This window comes from Pseudomonas mendocina (assembly GCA_037482215.1).
GTDB classification, from domain to species: domain Bacteria; phylum Pseudomonadota; class Gammaproteobacteria; order Pseudomonadales; family Pseudomonadaceae; genus Aquipseudomonas; species Aquipseudomonas mendocina_E.
The window spans coordinates 4,244,295-4,271,061 of the sequence record CP148074.1; the positions used below are offsets into that span (position 1 = coordinate 4,244,295).

At 58.1% G+C, this 26,767-nt stretch carries 26 protein-coding genes and 1 other RNA gene; 10 read left to right on the top strand and 17 right to left on the bottom strand.

The annotated features are described in order from the left end of the window. Positions 1-197 precede the first annotated feature (197 nt). Entirely contained in the window at positions 198-1,781 is a 1,584-nt protein-coding gene (locus tag WG219_19645; protein WXL25484.1) for a methyl-accepting chemotaxis protein, read from the top strand. A gap of 184 nt (positions 1,782-1,965) precedes the next feature. Here the strand turns inward: WG219_19645 and pcaC are convergent, their stop codons facing one another. The 12 genes from pcaC to pcaQ all read right to left on the bottom strand — a co-directional run bounded on the left by pcaC (position 1,966) and on the right by pcaQ (position 13,359). Next, positions 1,966-2,367, bottom strand: a complete 402-nt coding sequence (gene pcaC, locus WG219_19650) for a 4-carboxymuconolactone decarboxylase (GenBank protein ID WXL25485.1) — start codon at positions 2,365-2,367, stop codon at positions 1,966-1,968. Positions 2,368-2,419: 52 nt separating this feature from the next. Beyond that, the gene (gene pcaD, locus WG219_19655; protein ID WXL25486.1) at positions 2,420-3,208 is read right to left on the bottom strand and encodes a 3-oxoadipate enol-lactonase; all 789 of its coding nucleotides are present in this window, start codon (positions 3,206-3,208) and stop codon (positions 2,420-2,422) included. A gap of 12 nt (positions 3,209-3,220) precedes the next feature. Next, the gene (locus WG219_19660) at positions 3,221-4,567 is read right to left on the bottom strand and encodes a 3-carboxy-cis,cis-muconate cycloisomerase (protein ID WXL25487.1); all 1,347 of its coding nucleotides are present in this window, start codon (positions 4,565-4,567) and stop codon (positions 3,221-3,223) included. Between the two features lie 21 nt (positions 4,568-4,588). Further along, the gene (locus WG219_19665) at positions 4,589-5,878 is read right to left on the bottom strand and encodes an MFS family transporter (protein WXL25488.1); all 1,290 of its coding nucleotides are present in this window, start codon (positions 5,876-5,878) and stop codon (positions 4,589-4,591) included. A 105-nt stretch (positions 5,879-5,983) separates the two neighbouring features. Beyond that, entirely contained in the window at positions 5,984-7,189 is a 1,206-nt protein-coding gene (gene pcaF / locus WG219_19670; protein ID WXL25489.1) for a 3-oxoadipyl-CoA thiolase, read from the bottom strand. Next, positions 7,189-7,971 (bottom strand): CoA-transferase subunit beta, encoded by a 783-nt coding sequence (locus WG219_19675; protein ID WXL25490.1) that lies wholly within the window; start codon positions 7,969-7,971, stop codon positions 7,189-7,191. Before WG219_19675 ends, pcaF begins: the two co-directional genes overlap by 1 nt. After that, complete coding sequence (locus WG219_19680; GenBank protein WXL25491.1) at positions 7,971-8,834, bottom strand: CoA transferase subunit A; 864 nt, start codon at positions 8,832-8,834, stop codon at positions 7,971-7,973. Before WG219_19680 ends, WG219_19675 begins: the two co-directional genes overlap by 1 nt. A 198-nt stretch (positions 8,835-9,032) precedes the next feature. Further along, on the bottom strand, positions 9,033-9,878 hold the full coding sequence (locus WG219_19685; GenBank protein WXL25492.1) for an IclR family transcriptional regulator: 846 nt from the start codon (positions 9,876-9,878) through the stop codon (positions 9,033-9,035). A gap of 83 nt (positions 9,879-9,961) precedes the next feature. Continuing rightward, the gene (gene zapE / locus WG219_19690) at positions 9,962-10,978 is read right to left on the bottom strand and encodes a cell division protein ZapE (protein WXL25493.1); all 1,017 of its coding nucleotides are present in this window, start codon (positions 10,976-10,978) and stop codon (positions 9,962-9,964) included. Further along, the gene (gene pcaG / locus WG219_19695; GenBank protein WXL25494.1) at positions 10,968-11,579 is read right to left on the bottom strand and encodes a protocatechuate 3,4-dioxygenase subunit alpha; all 612 of its coding nucleotides are present in this window, start codon (positions 11,577-11,579) and stop codon (positions 10,968-10,970) included. The genes zapE and pcaG overlap by 11 nt, the downstream gene beginning before the upstream one ends. 10 nt (positions 11,580-11,589) lie before the next feature. Continuing rightward, positions 11,590-12,309: a protocatechuate 3,4-dioxygenase subunit beta gene (pcaH, locus tag WG219_19700; protein WXL25495.1), complete on the bottom strand. Its 720-nt coding sequence runs from the start codon at positions 12,307-12,309 to the stop codon at positions 11,590-11,592. Between the two features lie 117 nt (positions 12,310-12,426). Then, positions 12,427-13,359 carry a pca operon transcription factor PcaQ gene (pcaQ, locus tag WG219_19705; protein WXL25496.1) on the bottom strand — a complete coding sequence of 311 codons (933 nt, stop codon included), beginning with the start codon at positions 13,357-13,359 and terminating at the stop codon, positions 12,427-12,429. A gap of 207 nt (positions 13,360-13,566) precedes the next feature. Between pcaQ and rfbC the strand changes: the two genes are divergently transcribed. From rfbC to dctM, 6 genes are all read left to right on the top strand, one after another. Beyond that, the gene (gene rfbC / locus WG219_19710) at positions 13,567-14,112 is read left to right on the top strand and encodes a dTDP-4-dehydrorhamnose 3,5-epimerase (GenBank protein WXL28055.1); all 546 of its coding nucleotides are present in this window, start codon (positions 13,567-13,569) and stop codon (positions 14,110-14,112) included. A gap of 194 nt (positions 14,113-14,306) precedes the next feature. Beyond that, on the top strand, positions 14,307-16,118 hold the full coding sequence (locus WG219_19715; protein ID WXL25497.1) for an ATP-binding protein: 1,812 nt from the start codon (positions 14,307-14,309) through the stop codon (positions 16,116-16,118). Then, positions 16,115-17,494 carry a sigma-54 dependent transcriptional regulator gene (locus tag WG219_19720; protein ID WXL25498.1) on the top strand — a complete coding sequence of 460 codons (1,380 nt, stop codon included), beginning with the start codon at positions 16,115-16,117 and terminating at the stop codon, positions 17,492-17,494. Before WG219_19715 ends, WG219_19720 begins: the two co-directional genes overlap by 4 nt. Before the next feature lie 274 nt (positions 17,495-17,768). Next, a complete protein-coding gene (gene dctP / locus WG219_19725) occupies positions 17,769-18,761 on the top strand; it encodes a C4-dicarboxylate TRAP substrate-binding protein DctP (GenBank protein ID WXL25499.1) in 993 nt (330 codons plus the stop codon). Positions 18,762-18,835: 74 nt separating this feature from the next. Next, positions 18,836-19,465 (top strand): TRAP transporter small permease, encoded by a 630-nt coding sequence (locus tag WG219_19730; protein WXL25500.1) that lies wholly within the window; start codon positions 18,836-18,838, stop codon positions 19,463-19,465. Then, complete coding sequence (gene dctM, locus WG219_19735; GenBank protein ID WXL25501.1) at positions 19,465-20,748, top strand: C4-dicarboxylate TRAP transporter large permease protein DctM; 1,284 nt, start codon at positions 19,465-19,467, stop codon at positions 20,746-20,748. The genes WG219_19730 and dctM overlap by 1 nt, the downstream gene beginning before the upstream one ends. 86 nt (positions 20,749-20,834) lie before the next feature. Here the strand turns inward: dctM and WG219_19740 are convergent, their stop codons facing one another. Genes WG219_19740 through WG219_19760 form a run of 5 tightly spaced genes read right to left on the bottom strand, consistent with a single transcriptional unit; the run spans position 20,835 to position 25,652 of the window. Further along, positions 20,835-22,049, bottom strand: a complete 1,215-nt coding sequence (locus WG219_19740; protein WXL25502.1) for a 2-octaprenyl-3-methyl-6-methoxy-1,4-benzoquinol hydroxylase — start codon at positions 22,047-22,049, stop codon at positions 20,835-20,837. A gap of 9 nt (positions 22,050-22,058) precedes the next feature. Further along, entirely contained in the window at positions 22,059-22,538 is a 480-nt protein-coding gene (locus WG219_19745; protein ID WXL25503.1) for a DUF4442 domain-containing protein, read from the bottom strand. Positions 22,539-22,540: 2 nt separating this feature from the next. Continuing rightward, positions 22,541-23,728: a 2-octaprenyl-6-methoxyphenyl hydroxylase gene (gene ubiH, locus WG219_19750; GenBank protein ID WXL25504.1), complete on the bottom strand. Its 1,188-nt coding sequence runs from the start codon at positions 23,726-23,728 to the stop codon at positions 22,541-22,543. A gap of 3 nt (positions 23,729-23,731) precedes the next feature. Then, a complete protein-coding gene (pepP, locus tag WG219_19755) occupies positions 23,732-25,066 on the bottom strand; it encodes a Xaa-Pro aminopeptidase (protein WXL25505.1) in 1,335 nt (444 codons plus the stop codon). Between the two features lie 31 nt (positions 25,067-25,097). After that, positions 25,098-25,652 carry a YecA family protein gene (locus WG219_19760; GenBank protein WXL25506.1) on the bottom strand — a complete coding sequence of 185 codons (555 nt, stop codon included), beginning with the start codon at positions 25,650-25,652 and terminating at the stop codon, positions 25,098-25,100. A gap of 381 nt (positions 25,653-26,033) precedes the next feature. Here WG219_19760 and WG219_19765 point away from each other — a divergent pair, with 381 nt between their 5' ends. From WG219_19765 to ssrS, 3 genes are all read left to right on the top strand, one after another. Continuing rightward, positions 26,034-26,240 carry a TIGR02449 family protein gene (locus tag WG219_19765; GenBank protein ID WXL25507.1) on the top strand — a complete coding sequence of 69 codons (207 nt, stop codon included), beginning with the start codon at positions 26,034-26,036 and terminating at the stop codon, positions 26,238-26,240. Next, positions 26,240-26,545: a cell division protein ZapA gene (locus tag WG219_19770; protein ID WXL25508.1), complete on the top strand. Its 306-nt coding sequence runs from the start codon at positions 26,240-26,242 to the stop codon at positions 26,543-26,545. Before WG219_19765 ends, WG219_19770 begins: the two co-directional genes overlap by 1 nt. A gap of 42 nt (positions 26,546-26,587) precedes the next feature. Next, a non-coding RNA gene (gene ssrS / locus WG219_19775) (6S RNA) lies at positions 26,588-26,766 on the top strand. The last annotated feature ends 1 nt before the right edge of the window (position 26,767 follow it).

The following is a 26,767-nucleotide window of genomic DNA, read 5'->3' on the forward strand; positions in this document are numbered from 1 at the left end:
CGCCAGCCTGAGCACCAAGTCAGTAGGCATCCAAACGATCTCTACACGCATGCCTGGGCCTAACCCATGGCACAGGCTTTTGGGTCTGCCGTACCCGGCTCGCCCTGCTCTCCTGCACCAACACTCACAACACTCTCGGTTCAGCCCACGCTGAACTGTGGTTGTTGCCATGCAAAATTTCCAGACGGATTAGCTTCATGCTTAACAACCTGTCCTTGCGGACCAAAATTCTCACGCTTTGTGGTGCCAGCCTGCTGGTACTGTTGATCATCGCAATCACCTTCTTCAGCATTCTGACCCAACACTCGCACAGCTATAAAACCTTAAGTGCCAACGCTCTGGAGGCCTCGCGATACATTGCTCAGGCAGCCCAATCCTACACACTGCAGTTGAGTGAACTCTCAGCTGCTAATCAAGCTTATGACTCGTCCTCGCCAAGCCGTGAACGGTTTGAGGCCGAAGAGAAAAAGGTTCAGCAGTACCTCAATGCACTGGCACGCCTGCAGCTTGATAGCGCGATAGAAGATGAACTCAGCGAACTGCGTGCAGACCATGAAATGCTCGGTGATCAGTTCCGCAACAACGCAGACGCGGCCTCGGCTCGCATCGAAAAGATTGCCAACGATGGCAGCCTGCATTTCAGCAACCTTATCGACAAGATCAGCGAAACCTCAGAACAACAAATCGCACACATCGACGAGCAGGTTACGCGTACCTGGATCAGTGGCAGCCTGTTCATAGGTGCATTCACGCTGCTGAACTTCCTAGCCTTCTGGTGGTGGCTGTCGAGCCAGGTGATCTCACCGCTGTCACGGGTTACCCATGCACTGGTCCAACTCAGCCGGGGCAACTTTGGTGAGCGCATTAACAACCAGCGCCGTGACGAAGTCGGTGAGCTGGCTGAAGCCAGTAACAGGCTGAGCGATTTTCTGGCTGACACCTTTGCCAACTTGAGCAAAAACACCAGCCACTTGGACCAGTCCAGCGATGAGCTAAATGTAATTGCCTCACACATGACCCAAGGCATGCACGAGCAAAGCCTGCGCACTGATCAAGTTGCAGCCGCTATGGAAGAAATGACCGCTGCAGCCCAAGAAGTGGCCGGCCATACAGTCCGCGCCTCGCAGGCTGCCGACGACGCCGAGCGCGCCACTCAGGATGGTGAGCAGGCGATGATTGCGCTGGTCAGCAGCATCATCAACACCCGCGATGAGATCAGTCGCACCACCGAAGTTATCCTGCAACTGGAAGACGACAGCGGCCGTATCAGCGAAGTACTGGCAGTCATTCACAGTATTGCCGAACAAACCAATCTGTTGGCCCTCAACGCAGCCATCGAAGCCGCACGCGCAGGCGAAAGTGGCCGCGGCTTTGCGGTCGTAGCGGATGAAGTTCGCAACCTGGCGCAACGCACTGCGCAATCAACGGCTGAAATCAACGTCATCATCAGTGCTGTTCAGCGCGGTGCTGAAAGCGCTGTAAAAGCCATCGAAAGCGGCAAACAAAGCAGCGTCAAAGGGGTCGAGCAGGTTCAACACGCTGGCAAGATCCTTAATGGTGTGACAGACGCCGTTCAAACCATCCGCGATATGAACATGCAGATCGCTACCGCCGCTGAAGAACAGACCCTGGTAGCCGAGGACATCTCGCGCAACCTGACAGATCTGGTGAGCATTGCGGCCAACAATCAGGAGAACGTCACCCGCACCGAACAGGCCAGCAGCAACCTACGCGATGTCTCACGCAGCTTAGCGTTGATCATTCAAAACCAGCATCGTTGAATGACGTAGGGCACCTGTGGCCTGGATTATCCCTAGACGCATTTCGGGGCATCACCGCAACGGTGGAACACTCCGCTCTAGGGATAAACAGGCCCTGAAGGCGCGGCTTAAGCCGCAAAGCGTTGATGCTCTGACAATAAAAAACCGGCCCTATCAGCCGGTTTTTTATTGTTCCTTGACCCTGTCAGGCGTCGTTCTGCAACGACTCAACACCCACTTCATCCCACACCGACTCAGCCAGGTGGAAGGTGGCATTGGCTGCCGGGATGCCGCAGTAGATCGCGCTCTGCATCAGCACTTCTTTGATCTCGTCGCGGGTCACGCCGTTGTTCTTGGCGGAGCGCAGGTGCAGCTTAAGTTCGCCTTCACGGTTCATGCCGATCAGCATCGCAATGGTGATCAAGCTACGGGTGTGACGCGGCAGGCCCGGACGGGTCCAGATATCGCCCCAGGCATGACGGGTGATCATCTCCTGGAACTCTTCATTGAATGGGGTCAGGCTTTGCAGGCTGCGGTCTACGTGAGCATCGCCCAGCACCGCACGACGTACCTGCATGCCGGCTTCGTAACGTTCTTTCTCGTCCATTTCTGGCACCTATATTCAGAGGCGCAGCGTCCGCAGGCGCTGCGCAAAAAACTTATGCGTTAAGGAAGTTGACCAGTGCGGTGGTGAACGCGTCACCCGCTTCGACGTTGGACAAATGCGCGGCATGGAAATCGACTTGTTGTGCGCCAGCGATGCGCTGTTGCATAAAGCGGCCATCTTCCGGAGTGGTCACAGCGTCGCCAGTGCCGCAGATGATCAGGGTCTTGGCTTCGATTTGGCCCAGTTGCTCACGGAAGTCCGCATCACGCACGGCAGCGCAGTTGGCAACGTAACCCGCAGGGTTAGTGCTGGCCAGCATGGAGACAATACGATCAGCCACTGCCGGATTGGCAGCGGAGTACTCCGGAGTGAACCAGCGGGCGATGGAGCCATCACGCAGCTCAGCCATGGCCTTTTCGCCACCAGCATTTACCGTGTCGATGCGGCTGTTCCAGCCTTCAGCGTTGCCGATTTTGGCAGCGGTGTTACACAGCACCAAATGAGTGAAACGCTTCGGCGCGTTGATACCCAGCCACTGGCCGATCAGACCGCCCATGGACAGGCCACAGAATGCGGCGCGCTCAACCTTCAGCTCATCCAGCAGCGCCAGTACGTCGCGGCCCAGCTGTTCGATGGTGTAAGGGCCTTCAGTCACGGATGACTGGCCGTGACCACGGGTGTCGTAACGCACCACACGGAAGGATTTGCTCAGTTCCGGGATTTGCACATCCCACATGCCCAGGTTGGTGCCCAACGAGTTGGACATCACCAGAACCGGAGCGTCGGCCGGGCCGTCGATTTGGTAGTTCAACACGCCATCAGCCAATTGCAGAGTTGCCACGACAATTCTCCTTCAGAATTTTTCATGTTCAGCTACAGCGCGGGCGACCCAACGCTCAGCTTGTCCGAGGTAATGGGCCGGATCGAGTAGACGATCCAGCTCATCGCTATTGAGTTGCGCGCTGACTTCAGCGTTATCGCCCAGCACGGCACGCAGGTGACGGCCTTCGGCAATTGCCTGACGGCAGCAGGTTTCGACCAGATGGTGCGAGGCGTCGCGGCCAATGCGCTGAGCCAGTGCAATGCTCACAGCTTCAGCCAGCACCAGGCCCTTGGTCAGGTCGAGGTTACTGAGCATGCGCGCACTGTCCACTTCCAGCCCCGGCACGGCGATCAGCGCCTGTTGCAAGGCACCGGCAACCAGACGGCACAGCTCCGGCAGGGTTTCCCATTCAGCGTGCCACAGGCCCAGGCTGCGTTCGTGCTCCTGCGGCATACCGGCAAGCATGGTGGAGACCAAGCCCGGTGCGCGTGTAGCAGCTCCGATCAGCACGGCGGCACCGACCGGGTTGCGCTTATGCGGCATGGTGGAGGAACCACCTTTGCCCGGTGCGGACGGTTCGAAGACTTCCCCCACATCGGTCTGCATCAGCAGGCTCAAATCGCGCCCCAGTTTGCCCAGGGTTCCGGCGATCAAACCGAGCAGGTTGGCGAACTCCACCAGCCGATCACGCTGGGTGTGCCACGGCTGCTCAGGCAGGCCCAGATTCAGTTCAGAGGCCAGCGCTTCGCTCACCGCCCAACCCTGCTCGCCCAGCGCCGCCAGCGTACCGGCAGCACCGCCGAATTGCAGGACCAGCACACGGGGCTTCAGCTCAGCCAGACGCTGACGATGGCGGGTCACTGCACCCAACACACCGGCCAACTTCATGCCCAACGTGACGGGCGTGGCGTGTTGCAGCCAAGTGCGCCCCGGCAGTACAGTAGCGGCGTGGCGGCTGGCTTGTTCTGCCAGCGCATTGGCCAGCTGAGCCAGATCAGCCTCAATCAATTCAATAGCCTGACGGACTTGCAGGATCAGACCGCTGTCCATCGCGTCCTGGCTGGTCGCACCGAGGTGCACATAACGCTCGGCTTCAGCATCGCTGGCGGCGATACGTTTACCCAGCGCCTTAACCAGCGGAATGGCCGAGTTGCCAGCGGTGGCAATAGCCACAGCCAGCGCCTGATAGTCGAACAGCTCGGCTTTACAGGCAGCCTCAATCGGCGCGACAGCGGTTAGAGGAATCAGCCCCACACGGGCTTCAGCCCGCGCCAGAGCAGCTTCGAAATCCAGCATGCCTTGCACACGGCCCGCGTCGGAAAACACGGCGCTCATGGCCTGGCTGCTGAAGTAGCGTTCGAACAGTTGATTCCCCATACCCTGCATCATGAAAAAACCTTAATGATCGTTGTGGAGGTACTCCGCCTGCTTAGGCAGACGCAAGCTAAACAGGAATGCAATCACCATCATGGCCGTCACATACCAATAAAACGTGTCTTCCATGCCCAAGCTCTTCAGACCCAGGGCAACATATTCGGCGGTTCCGCCAAACATTGCATTGGCTACCGCATAGGCCAAGCCGACGCCCAGCGCACGCACATGGGGCGGGAACATCTCAGCCTTTACCAGACCACTGATGGAGGTGTACAGACTGACGATAGCCAAAGCGATGGTAATCAGCACAAAGGCCATGAACGGGCTATCCACCGCTTTCAGCGCATGCATCAGCGGCACAGTGCACAGCGCACCCAGCGCGCCAAACAAGAGCATGGAGTTACGCCGACCAATGCGGTCGGATAGCATGCCGAACAACGGCTGCATGCACATATAGACGAACAATACGCCGGTCATCACGAAACTGGCGGTTGATTTGTCCATGCCCGCGCTGTTGACCAGGTACTTCTGCATATAGGTGGTGAAGGTATAGAAAATCAGCGAGCCACCGGCGGTGTAACCAAGCACCGTGATGAAGGCAGCCCAGTGGTTGCGGAACAGCCCTTTGACGCTGCCAGCGTCTTTGCTTTCACGCTCTTGCGGTTTGCTGGTTTCCACCAGTGAGCGACGCAGGAACAGCGACACAATCGCAGCCAGTGCCCCCACCACAAACGGGATGCGCCAGCCCCAGTCGTGCATCTGCTCTTCACTGAGCAGCTGCTGCAAGATCACGATCAGCAATACCGCCAGTAATTGGCCGCCGATCAGGGTCACGTACTGGAACGAAGCGAAGAAGCCGCGCTGACCGCGTAAAGCCACTTCACTCATGTAAGTCGCGGTGGTGCCATATTCCCCCCCCACCGACAGACCTTGCAGCAGGCGCGCCATCAGCAGGAAGAACGGTGCCCAAGCGCCGATCTGGTCGTAAGTCGGCAAGCAGGCAATCACCAGTGAGCCGACACACATCAGCATCACCGAAATCACCATGGAATGTTTGCGGCCCTTGCGGTCAGCAAGGCGCCCGAATATCCATCCGCCAATCGGTCGCATCAGAAAACCGGCAGCAAATACGCCAGCCGTATTCAGCAGCTGAACAGTGGGATCGTCGGAAGGGAAAAAGGATGAGGCGAAATAAATCGCACAGAACGCATAGACGTAGAAGTCGAACCATTCGACCAGGTTGCCGGATGAGGCGCCGACAATGGAAAAGATGCGTGAACGCTTTTGTTCGGCGGTGTAGTGAGTTGTTGTCATTTTCAGACTCCGTGGCAATAACCTGAATCGGACATTCACCACACACCTTCGTTCCAGTTCAAAACCCCGACAGGCTTTGCCTGCCGGGGTTTGAGACCATTCTGATCAGACGCGCTCAACCGCCAGCGCCAGACCTTGACCAACACCAATGCACATGGTCGCCAGCCCCAGCTTGCCGCCGGTTTTTTCCAGCTGATGAACGGCAGTCAGCACCAGGCGTGCACCGCTCATGCCCAGCGGGTGACCCAGTGCAATCGCGCCACCGTTAGGGTTAACGCTGGCTGCGTCGTCGGCCAGGCCGAGGTCACGCATGCAGGCCAGGCCTTGCGCCGCGAAGGCTTCATTCAGCTCGATGACATCGTAATCTTCGATCTTGATGCCCAGGCGCTCATTGAGCTTGCGTACCGCCGGTACCGGGCCATAACCCATGATGCGTGGTGCTACACCGGCGCTGGCCATGCCCAGCACTTTGGCGCGGGGAGTCAGGCCGTACTTTTCCACCGCCTCTTTGGACGCGAGGATCAGCGCGGCAGCACCATCGTTGACGCCGGAGGCGTTGCCTGCGGTGACGGTCTTGTCTGCACCATTGACTGGCTTGAGCTTAGTCAGCGCCTCAAGGGTGGTGTCCGGGCGCGGGTGCTCGTCGGTGTCGACGATGGTGTCGCCCTTCTTGCCCTTGATCACAACCGGCACGATCTCTTCCGCGAAGAAACCTTCAGCCTGAGCGCGACCGGCTTTTTGCTGGCTGCGAATAGCGAAAGCATCCTGATCAGCACGGCTGATGTTGAAATCATCGGCCACGTTGTCAGCGGTTTGCGGCATGGCGTCAACGCCATACAGCTCTTTCATTTTCGGGTTGATGAAGCGCCAGCCGATGGTGGTGTCTTCAATCTTTTGGGTACGGCCAAACGCCGTGTCAGCCTTGCCCATCACGTACGGCGCACGGGACATGGACTCCACACCACCGGCAATCGCCAGGTCCATTTCGCCACAAGCGATGGCACGGTAAGCCGTGCCCACTGCATCCAGACCGGAAGCGCACAGGCGGTTTAGGGTCACACCCGGAACGCTGGCCGGAATACCGGCCAACAGCAGCGCCATACGGGCGACGTTACGGTTGTCTTCACCAGCCTGGTTGGCACTGCCCATGAACACTTCTTCAATGGCAGCTGGGTCCAGCTGTGGGTTGCGTTCCAGCAGTGCCTTCAGCGGAATGGCAGCCAAATCGTCAGCCCGAACGGCCGATAGCGAACCACCAAAGCGACCAATGGGCGTACGTACCGCGTCGCAGATATACACTTCGCGTGTCATTACTCGTCACCACTCTTCTGGCCGTGGGCAATTGCTGTGCGCTCTTCGAGGGCACGCAGGGCTTCCAGCTCGTGCGCTTGCGGCACGGCAGTTTCGGCTACCACATCAGCAAAGCGGATGGCCCAGCCGGTGTTCTCGATGATCTGCTCGCGGGTAATACCCGGGTGGATCGAGGTGACGATGAACTCGTTAGTGCCTTCTTCCGGCTCCATGATGCACAGGTCGGTGATCAGTGCCACCGGGCCAGCACCTGGCAGGCCCAAACGTTTGCGGTGGTCGCCGCCTTCGCCGTGGCCCACGGAGGTGATGAAGGCCAGCTTATCCACAAAGGTGCGATGACCTTGCTTGAGGATGATGAACACCTTCTTCGCGCTGCCTGCGATTTCTGGCGCGCCACCGGCGCCTGGCAGGCGCACTTTGGGAGCGTTGTAATCACCGATTACGGTGGTGTTGATGTTGCCGAATTTGTCGACCTGCGCCGCGCCCAGGAAGCCTACGTCGATACGGCCGCCTTGCAGCCAGTAACGGAAGATTTCGCCGGTCGGCACAACAGTGTCAGCGGTTTCAGCCAGCTCGCCGTCACCGATGGACAGCGGCAATACGTTCGGCTTGGCACCGATCGGGCCTGATTCGTAAATCAGGGTCACGTCAGGTGCGTGGGTCAGGCGAGCCAGGTTAGCCGCCTTGGATGGCAGGCCGATACCTACGAAGGTCACGTCGGTGTTGGTCAGACGACGGGCAGCGGCCACGGTCATCATTTCGTTAGTGGTGTAGGCGCTCATTATTTGGCCTCCTGCAGCTTGGCCTGAGCCAACTTTTCCTGGAATTGGGCGAAATCAGCAGTACCACGGATGTAGGTGTCGATCCACGCGTTGAAGGTGTAACGCTCGCGGGCAATCGGGTCCCACGCTTGGTAGAACGCGTTGTCACGCTCGTAGTAACCGTGGGCGTATGACGGATGCGCACCACCCGGTACCAGGCAGACTGAGGTCAGCGCCCAAGTCGGCAGCACGCAGGCGTTCATCGGTGCGTTGAGGTCGTCGACGATCTCTTCCACAGTGACGATGCAGCGCTTGGCAGCCAGCGCAGCTTCTTTCTGCACACCCAGGATGCCCTGGATCAGCACGTTGCCTTTGCGGTCGGCTTTCTGTGCATGAATCACGGTCACGTCAGGGCGCACGCTCGGTACTGCAGCCAGTTGCTCGCCAGTGAACGGGCAGTTGATGAACTTGATGTTCGGGTTGACCTTAGGCAGGTCGGAACCAGCGTATGCACGCAGCACAGCGAACGGCAGGCCAGATGCACCGGCCACGTAGGAGTTAGCCAGGTCAGCGTGACTGTGCTCGTCGATTTCCAGCGGCTGCGGCCACTGCTTCTCAACCGCATCACGCAGGCGATGCAGTGAGCCAACACCAGGGTTTCCGCCCCAGGAGAAGGTCAGTTTGCGCACGCAGCCAGCGCCGATCAGCAGGTCATAGACCAAATCCGGCGTCATACGAACCAGGTGCAGGTCTTTCTTGCCCTGACGGATGATCTCGTGTGAAGCAGCAGTCGGAATCAGGTGGGTAAAACCCTCAAGGGCTACCGTATCGCCGTCGTTGACGTAGCGCGAAATGGCTTCGCCGAGGGAAATGATATCGGCCATCGTGTGGTTCTCTCTCAAGTGACAGACGCCACCTGGCTGGGTGGCAGTGCGCTGAGATTAGGCCGGAGCCGGAGCCGGAACAATCCGATAATCGCCTTAATGTTCGATTATCGAACATTAGTAGACTAATGGATTAGATCGATCATCCCTCTGCAACAGTCAGCCGATCAGGCATAGCAAAGGGATTGATCAACTGACTTAGGGAGCGCGGAATAGCTGGCTGCTGAGTTCACGGCTGGCATTGAGCATCATCGGCAAATAGCGCTTTTCCAGTTCACTGGCAGGCACTCGCCCGGCGTGGGTACTGATGTTCATGGCCGCCAAAACGTGGCCAGCCGAGTCATACACCGGCACCGCCAATGAGCGCAGCCCCTGCTCCAACTCTTGATCAACAATGCACCAGCCCTGCTGCCGGACATTTTGCAGGCAGTCCCACAACTCATCGCGGGTGCAAAGGGTGCGGCTGGTCTTAGGCTGTAGCTCAGCATTGGCCAGGTAGTCGTGCAGCTGGTCGTCATCCATAGCCGCGAGCAACACGCGCCCCATGGATGTGCAATACGCAGGCAGGCGGCTGCCCACACTCAGATCAACCGAGATCAAACGCTGGGGAATGGCTGAGCGAGCGATGTAAAGAATCTGCTCACCTTCCAGGGTGGCCAGGCTGCACGCCTCGTGCAGTTTCTCACTGAGGCGGTCCAGATACGGCTGCGCTGACACCGCCAAGGGTGTTGATGACAGATACGCATGACCCAGAGTCAGGACTTTAGGCAGCAGCGAATAGGTGCGGCCATCGGTGGTAGCGAAGCCCAACTTCATTAGGGTGTACAGACAACGCCTTACTGCTGCACGGGGGATTTCGGTGCGATGACTGATCTGGGCAATGGTCAGCTGCCGTTTACGCTCCTGAAATGCATTGATCACCGCCAGACCACGGGCCAGCGACGCCATAAAGTTCGGATCACCGCCAAACTCTTCAATACGCTTGGCCGGTGAGACATAGGGCGGAGGCGCCAACATGGAGGTCGACGGACGGTTATCGCTCATGAGAACTCCAAAAATAACCACGGAAGGTCAGTCGATTATCGAACCAATGTTCGATAATCGCAAACAGCCGCCACCCTGATGAGTCAAACGGCAACGATCTGCACCTGCCTTAACTGCGCCAATCGGCTACGTGTGCGGGCAAAATCACTGTGGCCACATCCTTCACACAAGTCGCCCAGCCCTTTCTCGGCTTGTAGCAGTAACTCGACACCGCAGTCATAGGCGATATCAACAAAGTTCACCCAGCGCTGCTGCTCATCCAGCGTCAACATGGCCATTTGCGGCACTGCTGATACGACTATCTGACGAAAGCGCTGACACAACTGTATGTAGTCAGCACTGGCCAAAGGCTGCTGGCATAACTCATTGAATGCCACCCACAGACGCTCGCTATCCATGGCCTGCACCGTAATACATCGCCTTCCCAGCTCAAGGCTGTTACATACCGGCCAATCACTCAGGTGATCGCTCAGCAGTTGGGCGCTACCCTGGAAATACCGTCCCCAGTGATGCTCACTCAGCGGGCGATAATCACAGCCCTCCTCCATGCGTAATACCAGGCACTGTTTCTTCAGCAGGTTGGCAAATGGCTTGAAGCGGCTGTGATACAGCGGATTGGGGCACAAACCATCCGGCTCAAAGTTAGAGCTGAAGAGCAGGATGCAATCATGTTTGAGCAATTGCTCCAACAGACGCCCCAGCAGGATGGCATCGCCAATGTCGTGTACATGAAATTCATCAAAAAACAGCAGGCGCGCTTCGCCGGCTAATTCTTGCGCGACCTTGATCAGTGGATCGCCCTGCCCCAAGTAGTGCAACGAGCGCTGCTGAATCTCCTGCAACAACGCGTGCACGTGCACACGGCGCTTTTCAGGAACAGGCGCAACCGCAAAGAGGCTGTCGAGCAGCAGGCTTTTGCCGCGCCCGACCTCCCCATAAAAATAGGCGCCACGCGGCGTGCGGCGCAGCCAGCCAGACGGCTGCAAGCGCGCCTGCAACCATTCGGCCAGACGATGCAATGCGCGTTGCTGCGCAGCATCCGGTTGCAGACCGCGCTGTGCGATGACAGCGCAGGCCTGCTGGTACAACTCAGAAGTCAAAGAACACCGTCTCGCCTTCACCCTGAATGCGGATATCGAAGCGGTAGATGGTCTTGCCGTCGACCACTTCGCGCTTGGCGATCAGGGTCTGACGACGCTCCGGCTGTTCAATGAAGTTCAACACCGGGTCAACGGCGTTGGCATCTGCTTCGTCTTCGAAGTAGATGCGCGTAGCCAGGTTGATGTTGATGCCACGGGCGAACAGCGACACGTTGATGTGCGGCGCCTGCGGACGGCCGTCAGCGGCCAGGGTCACACCCGGTTTAACGGTGTGAACGGTCCACTCACTGCCCGCCTCAAAGGTGGTCGCGGTACGGGCAAAGCCATTGAACGGTTTGTCGAGGTTGTATTCCTCGTCATACACGCCTTCGTGGTTGGCTTGCCACAGTTCCAGGAACGAATCACGCACCAGATGGCCGTTGCCATCGAATACACGGCCGATCACGGTGATGTGCTCGCCCGGCGCTTCGGGCTTGGCCATCACGTTCCAGATTTCCTGTTCGCGGGTCGGGTTTCCGGCAGCAGCCAGCGCCAGGCCGATGTGAACGTACGGGCCAGCGGTCTGGGAGGTGGTCTCACGCAGCAGATTGATCTCAGTCATGGTCGCCTCCTTATTTGTTCTCGAAGAATGTCTGACGCTCGCCACGCAGGACGATATCGAAACGGTACGCCAGGCAATCCATCGGGTTGTTCGCCGTCAGGTCGAGACGGGCGATCATGGTTTTTACAGCTTCCGGGTCGTTTACTGCTTTGACGATCGGGCAGATCGGGATCAGCGGGTCACCCTCAAAGTACAGCTGAGTGATCAGCTTGGTGCAGATCGCCGGACCACTGATGGAGAAGTGGATGTGCGCCGGACGCCAATCATTCGGACCATTACGCCATGGGTACGGGCCCGGCTTGATGGTGCGGAAATGGTAGCGGCCTTCACTGTCGGTCAGGGCGCGACCCACGCCACCAAAGTTCGGGTCCAGTGGCGCAAGATAACGGTCGTTCTTGTGGCGGTAGCGGCCACCTGCGTTGGCTTGCCACATTTCCACCAGCGTGTGCGGAACTGGCTTACCGAACTGATCAACCACACGACCATGAACGATGATGCGCTCACCAATCGGCAGCGCACCGGTGTTGAAGTTGAGCAGCAGGTCATTGTCGTGCTGCCCCATTTTCAGGTGCGAAAAGTCCGGCCCAGTAGTCTCAGAGATCGACTGTGGAATGGTGACCAGCGCCTGACTCGGCGAACGGGCTACAGAGGTCTTGTAGTCAGGTGTCAGGGCTTTCGGGTGCCAGTTACGGTCACGAATGACGAAACGGCGATGCGGCGCATCGGACATGTCGATCTCCTCTTCGGATTGTTTGCGTTATCTGCAGGCGCAGGCACAGACGCGCAGTCTTATGCAGATGCAGGCAAGTGAAAATTGAAAAGATCGGCCACATCAATAACCTATCGGTTATGGCTCAAGGGTATCCCGATAACCTTGAGCCGCTTCACGAAGTGCCTCACAGCACCATTGCGCCGCCAAAGACATGAGCGCCGCTGGGTTACTACAGATCCCCACCGAACCACCGGGCTCGCGCAAACCGATGTTCAGCTCATACAGATCGCCGCGCACCAGATCCTGACGAACCGCATCCAGCGGTGCGACCCAGACCGCATCGCAGGACTGCACGTAACGCCGGCTCAAGGCCACAGAAATAGTCTCCAGCCGCTGGGAGGGCAGACCAATTCCACACTGCACAAACAGGCTATTGGCGTAGCGCCGGATGATGGTTCCGGCCAGAGGCACAACCACGGGGTAATCCGCCAGCATCGCCACATCCCGCAGCGGGGTTTGCAGCAAAGGGTGCCCTGGACGCACGACGAGAATCATGGACTCGCTGTACAGATGCTCAAAGGTCAGGCCTTCGATTCGCGGGCTGTCACTAACCCGCCCAACAACCAAGTCCAAATCCCCCGCGCGCAGCTTATCCAGCAGTTCCGTGCTTTGACCTGTGGCCACACTGATCACCAACGCTGGGTGACGCTCATGCAGGCGCCGCACCACATCCGGAATCAACGAGCTTTCAACGGTGGAGAGCACGCCAAGGCGCAGTTGCCCCGCCTCATGCTCGCCACTGCGCAGGCTGCGCACCCCTTCACGCAGGGCCTGCACACTAGGCCCCGCATAACGCAGAAAAGCCAACCCGGCGGCCGTCGGGGTCACCCCATGCTTGCCGCGCTCAAATAAACGCGCATCAAGCACCTCCTCCAGCTCCTTAAGGGTCTTGGAAACCGCAGGCTGACTGATCGCCAGCACCTCCGCCGCCCGTGCCAAACTGCCCTGACGCGCCACTTCCAGGAAGCACTGCAAATGTCGGAACTTGATGCGATTGTCGATATTCATGGACGAAGACCACAGAAGAAACTGGATGCAGCCTAACGCCGAATGCCTCAATAACCAACCAAATGGTTATGTCTGGACAGCTGATTCGACCAACAGACTACTAATAAACTGCAACCACGGGTGGTCTGAGTGCCCCGCATCGGCGAAACTCTGCGCTTTGGCCTGCCGCTCAGCAGCCACCAGCCTGATACTGCTCAAGGACATTCCATGCGCGCCATTGCAACTGCCATCCCAGAGGTCATGATCCTGGAACCCAAAGTCTTCGGTGACGAGCGCGGTTTCTTCTTTGAAAGCTTCAATGCCAAAGCCTTCGCAGAAGCCACCGGCGTCAAACGTGAGTTTGTTCAGGACAACCATTCGCGCTCCGCTCGCGGCGTACTGCGCGGCCTGCATTACCAACTGCAGCAGGCGCAGGGCAAGCTGGTACGCGTAACCGCGGGTGAAGTCTTTGATGTGGCGGTTGACCTGCGTCGCAGCTCGCCGACTTTCGGCAAGTGGGTCGGTGAAATTCTCTCGGCTGAAAACAAGCGCCAACTGTGGGTACCGGAAGGCTTCGCCCATGGCTTTGTGGTACTCAGCGACTATGCCGAGTTCCTCTACAAAACCACCGACTACTACGCCCCGGAGCATGAGCGCAGCATTCGTTGGGACGACACTGATCTGGCCATCGAATGGCCCTTTAAGGAAGCACCGCAACTCTCGGGCAAAGACCAGGCGGCTGTGAGCTTCAAAGACGCCGACGTGTTCGCCTGATCCCCTTCGCTATCCATCCTCCCAAGGGTGGATAGCGATCCCGGTGCAGCGGGGATTTATCCACTCAGGATATCCCCGGACAGTTTGACGTCTTAAGCCATACTGAGCCTAAAGTAGCCAATCATCTGCCAGCGGCGGAAGTTTGCCCGCATATTGCATGGCAGTTACCCAGTACGTGCTTATTGAGAGAAAACATGTCCCACAACCGGCCACCTCACCGCCCCCGCTGGCGCAGCCTGGTCATCCTGTTTCTGCTGCTATCGCCACTGCTGATCCCATTGCATCAGTTGGCTGAGCGCTATTACCGCAATGTCCTGCTTGAGCAGAACACCCAGACACTCGACCTATATGTCGCCAACCTGCTCGGCACCTTGCGCCGATATGATGTACTGCCTCCGATCCTGGGTGATCTGCCTGTAGTGCGCCAAGCTCTGCTAAACCCAGATGACCCTGAGCTGCGTAACAAGGCCAACCGACTGCTGGACCAATTGCGCGATCAAGTCGGTGCCGATGTGATTTACCTGATGGACCCCGAAGGCAACACGCTGGCCGCGTCAAACTGGCAACGTGAAGACTCCTTTGTTGACCGCAACTTTGCATTCCGCCCCTACTTCCGCGAAGCCATAGAAGGTCGCCCTGGGCGCTTCTTCGGCCTGGGCACCACCTCGGGACGTCGTGGTTACTACTTCGCCTCAGCAGTAAGAGAGGGTGATCAAAACCTCGGGGCATTGGTCATCAAAGTCGACTTCAACAAGACTGAAACACTGTGGGGTAAAACCCCCGAACAATTGCTGGTTACCGATGCCCACGGCGTGGTGATTCTTACCTCGCACAGCCCATGGCGGTTTACCGCCACACGCACCCTCGATCTCAGTGAGCGGGCCGCCATTTCAGCCAACCGGCCCTACCCCACACAGAACCCACCCATGCTCACTCTCAACCCCGAGCACTGGATCCGGCTTGATCACGACCTTAAAGAAACCGGCTGGACCGTTAGCATCCTCACCCCACGCGCCCTGCTCGACCGCCCGGTGCATACCGTGCTGGTGGCTGGCGGCGGCGTATTGCTGCTGCTCATGCTGCTGCTGGGACTGCTGATGCAGCGCCGCCGCCATTATCTGGAACGTATCGCCCTGGCCAGTAAGGCCCGCGCCGAACTGGAGAAGCGTGTACTGGAGCGCACCGAGGATTTGGAACGCCTGAACAGTCGCTTGAAACAAGAAGTTCTGGAGCGCGAACAAGCTCAACAGGAACTGGTTCGCGCTCAAGACGAGCTGGTGCAGGCGAGCAAACTGTCAGCCTTGGGCACCATGAGTGCCAGTATCAGCCACGAACTCAATCAGCCATTGGCGGCCATCCGCAGCTATGCCGACAACAGCGGCGTACTGCTGGATCACGGGCGAACCGATGACGCCCGCGCCAACCTCAAACTGATCAGCAAACTCACCGAACGAATGGCCTCCATCACCGCCCATTTGCGCGCCTTTGCCCGCCGCGACCGCCACGCACCGGAAACCATGGCCCTGCAACCAGCCATCGACGATGCCCTCGCCCTGCTAGCCAAACGCCGCCGCGCCATGGACGTGGAACTCGTGCGCGACCTGCCTGAGGCCACGTTATGGGTTCAAGCTGGGGAAACCCGTTTGCGTCAGGTGCTGGGCAACCTGCTGGCCAACGCGCTGGACGCGCTCAGCGAAGTACCGCCACCACGCCGCCTAATGATCAGCGCCGAAATCACAGAGACCGGCGTAGACCTCATTCTGCGAGACAACGGCCCTGGATTCAGCGAGGAAGCCATCCAGCGTGCCCGCGAACCCTTCTTCACCACCAAAACCAGCGCGCAGGGACTGGGCCTAGGCTTGGCCATTTGCGACACCCTGATGCGCGCACTGGGAGGCGAGTTGCTGATCGCCAATCACCCCAGCGGTGGCGCCCAGCTGACCCTGCGCCTGCAAGCAGGCGAACAAGGCATTAAACCCCAGTCGTCAGAGGATTTTGTTGTATGAGCATGATTGATGCCCGCACTCAGGTACTGCTGATTGATGATGATCCTCACCTACGCCAGGCGGTCGGACAAACCCTGGACTTGGCGGGCTTTAACGTCACCACGCTGGCGGATGCCCGAGGGGCTGCTGCACGCATTGAGCGTGACTGGCCCGGTGTCGTCATCAGTGACATCCGCATGCCTGGCATTGACGGCCTGCAACTGCTGCAACAGCTACAGGAGCTAGATGCCGAACTGCCGGTACTGCTGATCACCGGCCATGGCGACGTGCCTCTGGCCGTGCAAGCCATGCGTGCAGGCGCCCACGACTTTCTGGAGAAACCGTTCGCCAGCGAAGAGCTGATCGACAGCGTGCGCCGCGCCCTTAATCTGCGCCGTTTAGTATTGGATAACCGCAGCCTGCGCTTGGCGTTGGCTGACAAACAAGCCCTGAGTGCCCGGCTGGTTGGCCAGTCACAACCGATGCAGCGTTTGCGCGAACAGATTGGCGCACTGGCGGCGATCAACAGTGACGTTTTGATTTTGGGTGAAACCGGGGCAGGCAAAGAGGTCGTCGCACGCGCTCTGCATGATATGTCCAGCCGCCGTAATGGCCCTTTTGTCGCCATCAATGCCGGGGCCCTGGCCGAATCGGTGGTTGAAAGCGAACTGTTCGGCCATGAGCAAGGCGCTTTTACCGGCGCTCAAAAACGCCGTATCGGAAAATTTGAGTTTGCCAACGGCGGCACCTTGTTCCTCGACGAAATCGAAAGCATGAGCCTTGAGGTGCAGGTCAAGCTCCTGCGCCTGCTGCAAGAGCGTGTGGTTGAGCGACTTGGCGGCAACCAACTGATTCCACTGGATATCCGGGTAATTGCCGCTACCAAGGAGGATCTGCGCCAGGCCGCAGACCAAAACCGCTTCCGCGCGGACCTGTATTACCGCCTTAACGTCGCCTCACTGCGCATTCCCCCCTTACGCGAGCGCAACGAAGATGCTCTGCTACTGTTCCAGCACTTCACTGAAGCAGTCAGCACACGCCATGGCTTGCCCGAACGCCACCTCACGCCCAGCCAACGCGCGGCTCTGCTGCGCCATAACTGGCCTGGCAACGTTCGCGAACTGCAGAACGCGGCCGAGCGTTTTGCCTTGGGGCTTGGGTTTGAGCTAGGCAGCGAAAGCAATGCTCCGATTGAGGAGAACCCCGGTGGCCTCAACGCCCAGGTTGAGGCCTTTGAGCGCAGCCTGATCAGCGCAGAAATGAGCCGTAACCACAGCTCACTAAGAAGCCTGGCAGAAGCCCTTGGTTTGCCCCGCAAAACCCTGCATGACAAACTCCGCAAACACGGGCTCAACTTCTCGGACCAAGGCGGAAATCCGCCACACATAGGCGAATAAAAGGCGATATCTCGCCACTTAAAACGTAAGTCCTTTTACGCCCGTCCCATAGACCTCAATACGGACGGGCGTTCCATCGTATATCCCGCCCAAACGCCTTAAGCGCACTGGCTGGCATGCCGGTTGCTCTGTCTAGTGCTCTAGGTCGCACTATGCTGACTAGAGGCCTTCTGCCGGTTAACCGTCAATGTAGTGGGGCCAGCCCTGTCTGAAGCTGCTTTATCCACAGCGCAGTACTGACGCTCAACTACACAAAAACAAGAGGTACCACCCCATGTTTAAACTGACTGCCAAAGCATTCACATGCGCACTGTCATTGCTCGTTGCGGGCATGGCACAAGCTGCTGAGCCCATTACCATCAAGTTCTCCCACGTAGTTGCTGAGCACACGCCGAAAGGCCAGGGTGCCCTGCTGTTCAAGAAGCTGGCTGAAGAGCGCCTGCCGGGTAAGGTCAAAGTCGAGGTGTACCCGAACTCCTCGTTGTTTGGCGACGGTAAAGAAATGGAAGCGCTGCTGCTGGGCGACGTCCAACTGATCGCTCCGTCGCTGGCCAAGTTTGAGCACTACACCAAGCAAATCCAGATCTTCGACCTGCCGTTCCTGTTTAACGACATGGCCGCTGTTGACCGCTTCCAGCTGAGCCCGGAAGGTCAGGCACTGCTGAAGTCCATGGAATCCAAGAACATCACCGGTCTGGCTTACTGGCACAACGGCTTGAAGCAGCTGTCCGCTAACAAAGCGATCCGCGAGCCTAAAGACATCCGCGGTCAGAAATTCCGCGTACAGGCCTCTGCTGTTCTGGAAGAGCAATTCAAAGCCGTTCGCGCCAACCCACGTAAGATGAGCTTCGCCGAGGTTTATCAGGGTCTGCAGACTGGCGTAGTTAACGGTGCGGAAAACCCGTACTCCAACATCTACAGCCAGAAGATGCATGAGGTTCAGAAGTACATCACCGAGACCAACCACGGCCTGCTGGACTACATGCTGATCACCAACACCAAATTCTGGGAAGGCCTGCCAGCAGACGTTCGCAGCGAGCTGGACAAGATCATCGTAGAAGTCACCGCAGAGGTGAACAAGCAGGCAGATGACCTGAACCAGGGCGACAAACAGCGCATTCTGGACGCCAAAACCACCGAGATCATCACCCTGACTCCAGAACAGCGCAACGCATGGCGCGACGCAATGAAGCCTGTTTGGAAGAAGTTTGAAGGCGAGATCGGCGCAGACCTGATCAAAGCAGCCGACGCTGCCAACCAGCAGTAACGAAACACCCAGCGTTACTGAACATCCAGACCTTCGGGTCTGGATGGACTGCACACTCACCGGAGACTCACACGATGAATGCCTTACGGCGCGTCTGGGACCACTTCGAGGAAGGTTTTATCGCCTTCCTGCTAGCTGCCATGACATTGGTTACGTTCGTCTACGTAATCCTTAACAACCTCTACACGCTGTTCTACAACCTGGCTGACCGCTGGGAGAGCACCAGCGATTTCTTCTTGAATATCGGTGACTTCATCCTCGACATGGCTCAATCCATGACGTGGAGTGTGGCGCTGACCAAAGCGCTGTTCGCTTGGCTGATTTTCTTTGGTTTGGCTTATGGCGTACGCACCGCGGGTCACATTGGTGTCGACGCTCTGGTGAAGCTGGCCAGCAAGCCGGTTCAACGCGTCATCGGCATCATCGCCTGCCTCGCCTGCCTGGGCTACGCAGGCCTGCTCAGCGTGGCCAGTTATGACTGGGTGAAAACCCTCTTTACCGCCGCCATTGGCGCAGAAGACCTGGGTCACTTTGGCATCATGCAGTGGCATATCACCGCCATCGTACCGCTTGGGTTTGCCCTGGTTTTTATCCGCTTTGCCGAAATTCTTGTGCGCATTCTGCGCAATCAGCAAACCGGCTTGGGCTTGGCTGATGAAGCGGCCGACGCCTTGAAAATGAATGAGCATGAGGAGCACAAGTAATGACCATTCTGTTCCTCTTCCTGCTGCTTTTCCTGCTGATGTTCATCGGCGTACCGATTGCGGTTTCGCTCGGTCTGGCCGGTTCCATGACCATCATGCTGTTCAGCCCGGACTCGGTTCGCTCGCTGGCGATCAAACTGTTTGAGACATCCGAGCACTACACCCTGCTGGCGATTCCGTTCTTCCTGCTTTCCGGCGCCTTTATGACCACCGGTGGCGTGGCCCGTCGCTTAATCGACTTTGCTAACGCCTGCGTCGGTCACATCCGCGGCGGCCTGGCCATTTCTGCCGTATTGGCCTGCATGCTGTTCGCAGCACTGTCCGGTTCGTCACCGGCGACTGTTGCGGCGGTTGGCTCAATTGCCATTGCCGGGATGGTGCGTTCAGGTTATCCACAAGCATTCGGCGCCGGTATTGTCTGTAACGCCGGTACGCTGGGCATCCTGATTCCGCCGTCAATCGTGATGGTGGTCTATGCCGCAGCGACTGAGCAATCCGTCGGCAAACTGTTCATGGCGGGGGTTATCCCAGGCCTGCTGCTGGGCCTGGTGCTGATGGTGGCGATCTACATTGTGGCGCGCAAAATGAACCTGCCTGCCATGCCACGCGCCACCCTGCGTGAGTTCCTCAGCACTGCACGTAAGGCAGTATGGGGCTTGCTGCTGATGGTGATCATCCTCGGCGGTATCTACACCGGCATGTTTACCCCGACCGAAGCCGCCGCCGTAGCAGCGGTGTACTCCGCATTTGTCGCCCTGTTCGTCTACAAAGACCTGAAGATCAGCGACTGCCCGCGGGTGCTGCTGGAGTCCGGCAAGCTGAGCATCATGCTGATGTTCATCATCGCCAACGCCATGCTCTTCGCCCACGTGCTGACCACTGAGCAGATCCCACAAACCATCACTGCCTGGGTGGTGGATATGGGCCTGCAACCCTGGCAGTTCCTGTTGGTGGTGAACATCGTGCTGCTGATCGCCGGTGCCTTTATGGAGCCATCCGCGATCATCCTGATCCTGGCGCCGATCCTGTTCCCGATTGCCATGCAACTGGGCATCGACCCGATCCACCTGGGCATCATCATGGTGGTGAACATGGAAATCGGTCTGATTACGCCGCCAGTTGGGCTCAACCTGTTTGTCACCTCTGCGGTGACAGGGATGCCGCTGACAAGCGTAGTCAAAGCAGCTTGGCCATGGCTGATGCTGCTGATCAGCTTCCTGATCGTGATCACCTACATTCCGGCGATCTCGCTGGCCTTGCCAAACTGGCTGGGCATGAGCTGATTCGAAACATTCGATTCGAGCAGGCGATCCCTGCTCCCTTAAGCCCAGCACAACGCTGGGCTTTTTTTATCCAGGCGTAATCACCCTCAGGCGCGGGCCAGATCCGGCAAGTCACCCGACAGGCCCAGTGCCTGGCGCACAAACATGGCTTTGGCTTGGGGCATTTCATCGACCCATTTGAGGCCGGTGTTACGCAGCCAACGCAACGGCAGCTGATCAGACTGGAACAGGCGCTCGAAGCCCTCCATCGCCGCCATCATCGCCAGGTTGTGGGGCATGCGGCGACGCTCGAAACGACTGAGCACCTTCACATCATTCAGCGCTTCACCGCGCTCAGCGGCATGCAGAAGTACCTCAGCCAGTACCGCCACATCAAGAAAGCCCAAATTAACGCCCTGCCCGGCCAACGGGTGGATGGTGTGCGCAGCATCACCGATCAAAGCTAATCCGGGCTCCACGTAACGTTTGGCATGGCGTTGACGCAGCGGAATGCACAGCCGTGCATCGGCGTGCTGCACATCGCCCAAGCGATACTCGAAGGCTTCACTCAGCTCAGCGCAGAAAGCCGAATCATCCAGCGCCATTAAGCGCTCCGACTCTTCAGGCGTGACCGACCAAACAATCGAGCACCAATGCTCCCCCGCAGCCCCTTGCAGCGGCAGGAAGGCCAACGGGCCGTGATCAGTAAAACGCTGCCACGCTGTAGCCTGATGCGGCTTGTCACAGCGCACGCTGGTGACGATGGCATGGTGCAGATAATCCCACTCTCGGGTTTCACACCCGGCCAGACGCCGTACTGCCGAGTTAGCACCGTCCGCCGCAATCACCAGTTTTGTGCGCAGCTCGCGACCATCATTCAAGGTCAGCAGCCAGCCATCACCGGAGTGACGCAAGTGCTCAAGACGGGAATTGGCCAACAGACCAATCGAGCTTTCATGCAGGCGCTCAAGAAGTGCATCCTGCACCACCCGATTTTCAACGATATGCCCCAACGCGTCGGCATGAACGCTGGAGGCGCTGAAGTGAATCTGCCCGGTGCCGGAGCCATCCCACACCTGCATTTCGCTGTACGGGCATGCACGCCGGGCTTCTATACCCTGCCAGGCGCCAAGGCGCTCAAGTATGCGCTGGCTGGCCATGGACAGAGCACTAACACGGGGCTCGAATCCACCGCCCTGAAAAGGCGACACCTCAAGTGAACTGCCATCCAGTAACAGAACGTCCAATCCTTTGTTTTGCAGGGCCAGCGCCAATGCGCTGCCTACCATTCCAGCACCGACGATGATCAGATCAGCTTGCATAGTCCTTCCTTATCCCACCTGACGAGCCTGCGGCTTAAGCCGCACGTAAAGGGTTTTGTGCACCCGCGCCACCAGTTCACCGGCAGCATCACGTACATCCACCTGTAGCTCAGGCAAATACTTTTCGCCACTAGCCGTGCGCTGGCGGATCTCATCCAGCAGGGCTTGGTCGATGCTGAAATCGGCATACACCGGCCCCTTGCCCGGCGCGACGAAATCAATGCTGGCGGCCTTGTCCCAGACAATGTAGTCACGCCCGAGGTTCTCCATCACCATCAGCATGTAGAACGGATCGGTCATGGAGTACAGGCTGCCGCCAAAGTGGGTACGCACATAATTGCGGTTATACCAGCGCAGCGGCATTTCCACCTTGATATGACGGAAGTCCGCGCTGATGTGCCGCACCCACACACCCGCCCCCAGATACGGCGGATAGAAATTCATAACCCAGCGCAATATGCGCGCTTTGCGCGCCAAATTGGCCGCCATTGTCAGGACTCCGCGCGAACGCCAAGGCCCATGGCCTGGCGGGCAAACCAGCGTTTTGCCGGTGGCAGTAGATCAAGACCAATCAAGCCGAGGTTACGCCCTGCCACCAGTAACGGCTGACCACTGCTGAACAGGCGGGTGACCTTGTCGGAGAAGCCCACGGTCAGCTGCTGGTCGAGTAACTGGCTGTCGACATAGCGCTGCAACGTGTTCAGATCACCCAGCGGCGCATCGCTGTCGAGCAGGGTTTCGGCCAGTACCCACGTGTCGCGCAGGGACAAGTTATAGCCCTGCCCGGCAATCGGGTGCAGGCTATGCGCTGCGTTGCCCAGCACCACCAGATGCGGACGCACCTGCTCAATCGCAGAGGTCAGTGCCAACGGGTACAGATGACGAGTCCCCACCTGACGCAGCTGGCCCAGCCGATAGCCGAAAGCCTGCTGCAACTCCTCAAGGAATGAACGCTCATCCAACCCGTGAAGACGCTCGGCCTCTGCGGTTACACGGGTCCATACCAACGCACAGCGGTTGTCCGTGACCGGCAACATGGCCATTGGCCCTTCATCGGTGAAGCGCTCAAACGCCTGTCCCTCATGGGGCAATTGCGGGGTGATATTGGCAATCAGCGCACTCTGGCCATAAGGCGAGACACTGACGGTAATCCCCAGTTGCTCCCGCAGGCCGGACCGGCCGCCTTCGGCCAAAATAGCCAGCGTACACTCAAGCTCGGCACCGTTTTCCAGGGTCAGCCGATAGCCGTCAGCAAGCGCTTGCATACGCGTCACTTGGGCCGGGCTGTGCCAGCTCACCACATCGGGGTCCAGCGCTTTCCACAGGCACTCGCCCAGCCAGGCGTTTTCGACCACATAACCTAACGCTGGCACGCCTTCATCTTCGGCGTGCATGCGGGCTGCGGCAAAACGGCCACGGTCGGATACGTGAATCTGGGTAATGGGCTCAGCCCGCTGACTGATGGCCTGCCACAGACCAAGGCGTTGATAAATTTGCTGCGAACCGTAAGACAGCGCTGTGGAGCGCGCATCGTAGCTGGGCTGATAGCCCTGGCCAGGGGTGAACGGTTCGATCAGGCAGATCGTCCAGCCACGCTGTTTAGCCTCAGCTTGTAAAGCCAGCGCCAGACTGGCACCGACCAGCCCCCCTCCGATAATCGCAATGTCCACGCGCTGCATAGGTCAAGCCGCCTCGCTGCGCGCCGCAGCCATCAGCGCTTCGATCTCTGCGACCGTCTTCGGCACGCCGCCGGTAATGATTTCGCAGCCATTTTTGGTGACGATCACATCGTCCTCAATGCGTACGCCAATACCGCGCCACTTCTTCGCGACATTCTGGTTGTCAGCTGCGATGTAAATGCCCGGCTCAACGGTCATCGCCATGCCCACTTCCAGCTCACGCCATTCGCCGCCGACTTTGTATTCGCCTACGTCATGCACGTCCAGCCCCAGCCAATGACCGGCACGGTGCATGTAGAAGTCTCGGTAGGCTTCGCTTGCGATCAGCTCATCGACGTTGCCTTTGAGCAGCCCCAGTTCAACCAGCCCGCTGGTGATCACGCGTACGGTGGCTTCGTGGGCTTGGTTCCAGTGTTTACCCGGTGCAATTTCCTTGAACGCTGCTTCCTGCGAGGCCAGCACCAGCTCGTAGATGGCCTTTTGCTCTGGAGAGAACTTGCCGTTAACAGGGAAGGTGCGGGTGATGTCACTGGCATAGCAGTCGATCTCGCAACCGGCGTCAATCAGCACCAGATCGCCGTCTTTCAGCAGCGCGTCATTCTCACGGTAATGCAGGATGCAGGCGTTTTTGCCCGCAGCGACGATGGAACCGTAAGCGGGCATTTTCGCCCCGCCTTTGCGGAACTCGTAGTCCAGCTCGGCTTCAAGGTGATACTCGTAAAGGCCTGCACGGCTGGCTTGCATGGCGCGGACGTGGGCACGGGCGGAAATCTCAGCCGCGGCCTTCATCACTTTCACCTCAGCTGCCGACTTGTACAGACGCATGTCGTGTAGCAGGTGCTCCAAGGTGATGAACTCGTTCGGCGGCGTAGCGCCTTGACGTGCCTTGGAACGGATCACGTTGATCCACTCCATCAACTGGCGGTCGAACTCATGGTTGGTGCCCATGGATGAGTAAACCCGCTCGCGTCCTTCAATCAGGCCCGGCAGAATGTCGTCGATATCGCTGATGGGGAAGGCATCATCTGCACCATATTGGCTGATTGCGCCTTCCTGACCGGCACGCAAGCCGTCCCAAAGCTCGCGCAGCGCGTCACGCTCACGGCAGAACAGGATGTACTCACCGTGCTCACGGCCCGGCACCAGAACAATGACCGCTTCCGGCTCCGGGAAGCCCGACAGGTACTGAAAATCACTGTCCTGGCGATAGGTGTGCTCCACATCGCGGTTGCGGATATACACCGGCGCAGCCGGCAGAATGGCAATACTGTTAGGTTCCATTTGCTCCATCAGCGCTTTACGGCGACGGGCATATTCGGCTTTTGGAATGCTGGTCATCTTGGACTTATCCTTTTCCAGTGGCGATCGATCAATGCAACGACGGTTTTGCTTCTACAGGCGCGGATTTGCCGCACTCGCTAAACAGCAGCAGCGGAGCAACACGCAGGTATTCCATTACCTCCATATAGTCATTCTCGCCGTCATCAGACTCCTCTAACGCATCCTGAATCTGGGCAATCGCAGAGAGATCCTGAAGAACTTCCATGGCTTCAGCGCTCAGCGCGTTGTCGCGGGCTGTCAGGCCAAAACCGGCAAGGAAGCCCTGACACCAGAGCCCAAGTGCGGTGGTGCGCTCAGCCAATGGGGCATCATCATTGGGCAGCAGCAGAACCAGGGTAACGTCGGTGCTGTTCAGTTCACCTTTGACCATTTCCTGCAGGCCAATCAGTGCCTGACGCACAGTCTCTTCAGGCTCGGAACCCAGCAGCTCGGTCGCTTCAAGCAACCATGGCTCGGCATCAAAGGTTGCACCTGCGCAACTGCGGCCCAATAACAGGCCGTGCAACTCGGCAGGGGATACGGTGTAACCGCTATTGGAAAGCAGAGCGGCGAAAGCGGAATATGGAGAATTCGAAGTGGGCATAGGTGCTAGGCGCCAGGCAGCGCAATGTCTAAAATGATGGCCTCGTATCCTAGCACCGGCAGACAGGGCAAGACCATTAAAGCGCTCACCGGTGCCAGCAGAAGGTTCGACGGGTACTCACCGCCACATCATGTTTCAGTCCGCAACACATCCGACAGAGGCCCAGAATAATCCCTTCAGCTCATGCAGGTTGTACCGCAATAAAATCCAGCAGCCTTTTGCCTGAACGGCTGAACCCCCTGATATAGAGCTGGTGGCCCGAACAAAACGATAACTATCTACTGGATTCTGGCAGTAAAGCTGAACATTGCACTGTCACAGTCCATTGAAAGACGCTATTTTCAACCGTTAGTCCGCTTTAACTTTCACGAGAAGAGCCCCATGGACGATGCTGACCTGCAAGCCCTCACGCAAAAACTGGAGCTCCTGATCCAGCGTGTAGAGCAGCTCAAAGCACAAAACCGGTTGCTTCTGGCGAGCGAAAAAAACTGGCGTGAAGAACGCGCCCATCTCATTGAAAAGAACGAAATGGCCCGGCACAAGGTCGAATCCATGATTTCGCGCCTTAAAGCACTGGAGCAGGATTAATGACTCAGCCAAACACCCTGACTGTCCGCATTCTGGACAAAGAATATTGCATTGCTTGCCCGGAAGATGAACGCGCCAATCTTCAAAGCGCTGCGCGTTACCTCGACGGCAAGATGCGTGAGATTCGCTCAAGTGGAAAAGTGATCGGCGCCGATCGCATTGCTGTGATGGCTGCCCTGAATATCACACACGATTTGCTGCACAAACAGCAAAACCTCGATGAGCAGGCCGATGCCAACCGTGAGCAGGTGCGTGACCTTATTGACCGGGTCGATAAGGCTCTGGAACGCGACCCCGATGTATAAATAAGACGCCTGTACACCTTAGGTTTGGGATATACTCCACAGCGCTCCCTGTAGTGTGCGCCAGTTGGTGATGTCCCTGAGCCGATACGCACAAACCCGGGGGTTGTATGTTGAGGCCGGTGTGCATGTCCGCCTGACGGAAAGCCTTAACGCCTCCTGCAACCTCCACCTTGAACTTTCGGGTTCAAGGGCTAAACCGACAGCGGCACGTCGGGGAGTCCT